Genomic DNA, 2,807 nt, shown 5'->3' with positions numbered 1-2,807 from the left:
GTTTCTTTTAGAAGCTGTCCCAGTCCGTCATAGGTGTAGTTCGTCGTTCCGCTGGAATCGGATACTTGCTTGATATTTCCCATCCAGTCATACTGATAGGAAATGTCCTCTGTTTTTCCGTCCCGATTCGCTGTCACAGATAAAATCTGTCCTAAGCCGTTATACGTATAACTCGCAGTTCCTCCGGATTTGTCTGTCACGTTGGTCACATTGCCCAGCTTGTCATAGGTGTTGGTGACGGAATTCCCCTGCGGATCTGTCGTGGAAACCAGCTGGTTCAGATAGTTGTATGTATAGGTTGTAACCCCGTGAACCGACGGGTCAATGGCGTCATTGATATTGGTAATTCCTGTTGCCATCTTGGTCATATTTCCAATTCCATCATACTCGTATTTCACAATATTGTCAATATTTCCGTCATTGGAAATTACCGAAACCGGCTGATTCATACTGTTGTAAACCGTCTCCACCAGCTTGAAGTGTTCCGTCTCGCCGGGCTTGTTGTTCTGCTGATACTGCTTCGTCACGTTGCCCGCCGCGTCATAGAAGTATTTCACCTTTGCCGTCACATTCTCTTCCATCGGTGTGACAACTTCCGTTTCTTTGTTCAGCTTATTGTATGCCGTGGTCACCGTATTTCCGTTGAAATCGGTTGCGGGCATTTATTCCGGTACTTCTCGGTGCATTCGGGATACTTTTATCCGTCATTTATTTAATTGCAACGGTTGATGTAAATACATATAAAGATGTAGCTATTATGATATTTACAGGAATCACTCAAGGAATTTTGTTAGCGGGTGGAAGCGTTTATGTGAATCAGGTAATAAAACAAAGCTCAAAGAATGATGAAGGTTGATAAGAGAAAAAATGGGGACTAGAGTAATTTCTAGTCCCCATTTTTTTACAAGTTTTTGATAAATAAGATGTGATTGTTAGCTGTATTGGTTATCAGTTTTTCACGTATAGGTAAATACAGAGGAAAAGACAGGGAACGAAAATAATGTCACCTGTTGTCAGACATCAGATTCGTCCCCTGAGCCAGCTTAACATATGCGAGGTGTTGTCAATAGAACCGTCCCCTTGACACTATTTCTCTCTTTGTTGAAGCATATTGAGATAGCTTATAGAACGTTTTTCATCAACATTGCCTTCCATCCTGAAAACATTATTTTCTCTTTGATAAAATTTATATCTTCTTTGCTGTAAGAATCGCTCAATTAATATATAAAAATCTTTTTGACTAATTTCGGAATCAGGATTTTGAATGAGTGCATCTTCATCATCAATTAATCCATATTCTACTGCTTTTTTTAAAGTTGTATTTAAATCTATGCTTGCATCCAAATCTTCCAAACACCTAACCATAAAAGCTATTGTTTCCTTTACTGTAACTGCACGTTGTGGAAAAAAGAAGAAGTCTGTATTTTTATGTGTATGCGATGTCCTATACGTTGGATAATCAACTATACACTCTTCTCCATATGCAATTTTTGCTCTGTATGCGCAACCAAAATAGGAATAAGGATATGTATCTTCAAAAGCTACAAAATCAGCTCCATTTAGTAAATCCACTTCTTTATCAGTTACTCCAATAACTCTCATAATTGCAACTAGGCATTCCTCACGGGTTACTGTATTAAAATTTGAAAAATAGCCTTCGTCAACAATATTAAGTTCTATTAATATATTTTCCTCTTTAGAGATATTACCATGATCGGCATGCACTATTATCACTCCAGATAACCACATTGCTAATAAGAAAATAGCTATAACTTTTTTCATAGAGAACGTCCCTCCCATCAATATGCGATTCTTTTATTAAGTCCTTGTTCTGCTCGTAAAGTATTCTCAGTTAATGAGTTTGGCCATGGTATGTAAAACCTGTAAATCATAGAACTTCCAACTGGATTAGGATATCCTACTATATGATACAAACCTACAGTATTATATTCCTCTGATATGTTTAATCTGTTTCCATTATTATCATATCTAATATCAGCAATCAATCCATTATTCGTATTATGATACACTGTTCTAGAGGGGTCAGCTAATGTTCCATTCATATGATGTGTTGCATGAATTAACTCGTGACCAAGTACAATGTGTGCCACAGCCTTATGGTCATCAGATGTAACACCACCTTTTCCGTCAGAAACCTCATAAAACCAGTTGCCACCTTCCTCAGCCCAATCATTCATGCGAACAATGGCGCCGTCATCTATATAATCAACATAGCAACCATCATTATTCACATACTCTCTCTGAATCTGACAATCAAAATTATCATTAGCTATCAAGTCACTTACCATTTTTGAACCCGCTGTTAACATCTTATCTGTATTCATTGTACCCTTGCTAATAATAGTGACAATTCCTGTTTCCGGATCCATATATAGTTCATCATTTGTTAGCATCTGTAACTGATTAAATGATTTCTGCTTTTCTTCATCTGTTCCCGTCAATGTAATAGTTAGCCCTAACGGATCGATGAACATCACCGGATTATTCCCACAATAAACAAACCAATTCACACCGTCTTTGATTGGATCCTCCGTTGTAAACCTCCCGATAGAACTGTCATAATACCTTGCCCTGAGGTAGATGAATCCGGTTTCATTGTCGAAATATTCTCCACAGTAACGGAACGGATTGTTGTCAATTTCCTCCGTTTGCTTCTGATTCCCGAACGCATCATAGGTATAATCTTTTAATATGGTTCCGCTTGCGTTGACCAGTTGTGCGGTATCTCCGTGGGTATTGAAGGAATAATATTCTTTGCTTCCTCCGTTCACTGTTCGGGAGATAGG

4 protein-coding genes are annotated in these 2,807 nt (G+C 38.3%); 1 reads left to right on the top strand and 3 read right to left on the bottom strand.

Annotated elements, in window-relative coordinates; translation table 11 throughout:
• Nucleotides 1-662, bottom strand: a 662-nt coding sequence (locus KQI32_RS13100) for a hypothetical protein (RefSeq protein ID WP_216426058.1), incomplete at its 3' end; no start/stop codon positions are given.
• Between KQI32_RS13100 and KQI32_RS13730 the strand changes: the two genes are divergently transcribed.
• Nucleotides 653-856 (top strand): phage holin family protein, encoded by a 204-nt coding sequence (locus tag KQI32_RS13730; RefSeq protein ID WP_216426056.1) that lies wholly within the window; start codon nt 653-655, stop codon nt 854-856. The two genes, KQI32_RS13100 and KQI32_RS13730, sit on opposite strands and share 10 nt — an antisense overlap.
• A 230-nt stretch (nt 857-1,086) precedes the next feature.
• On the opposite strand, the gene KQI32_RS13090 is transcribed toward KQI32_RS13730, so the two are convergent.
• Together KQI32_RS13090 and KQI32_RS13085 are read right to left on the bottom strand one after the other, a co-directional pair.
• Entirely contained in the window at nt 1,087-1,782 is a 696-nt protein-coding gene (locus KQI32_RS13090) for a hypothetical protein (RefSeq protein ID WP_216426054.1), read from the bottom strand.
• A 17-nt stretch (nt 1,783-1,799) separates the two neighbouring features.
• Nucleotides 1,800-2,807 (bottom strand): RHS repeat-associated core domain-containing protein (locus tag KQI32_RS13085; RefSeq protein ID WP_216426052.1); only part of this gene is annotated, 1,008 nt, incomplete at its 5' end.

Source organism: Acetivibrio sp. MSJd-27, from assembly GCF_018918095.1.
Classification (GTDB): Bacteria; Bacillota; Clostridia; order UMGS1840; family HGM11507; genus HGM11507.
Note: the sequence above shows the minus strand (reverse complement) of the source record. Positions and strands in the feature narration are given on the sequence as shown.

Coding starts and splice junctions, on each gene's coding strand:
- KQI32_RS13090 (WP_216426054.1), bottom strand. CDS start 1,782: ATGAAAAAAGTTATAGCTATTTTCTTATTAGCAATGTGGTTATCTGGA.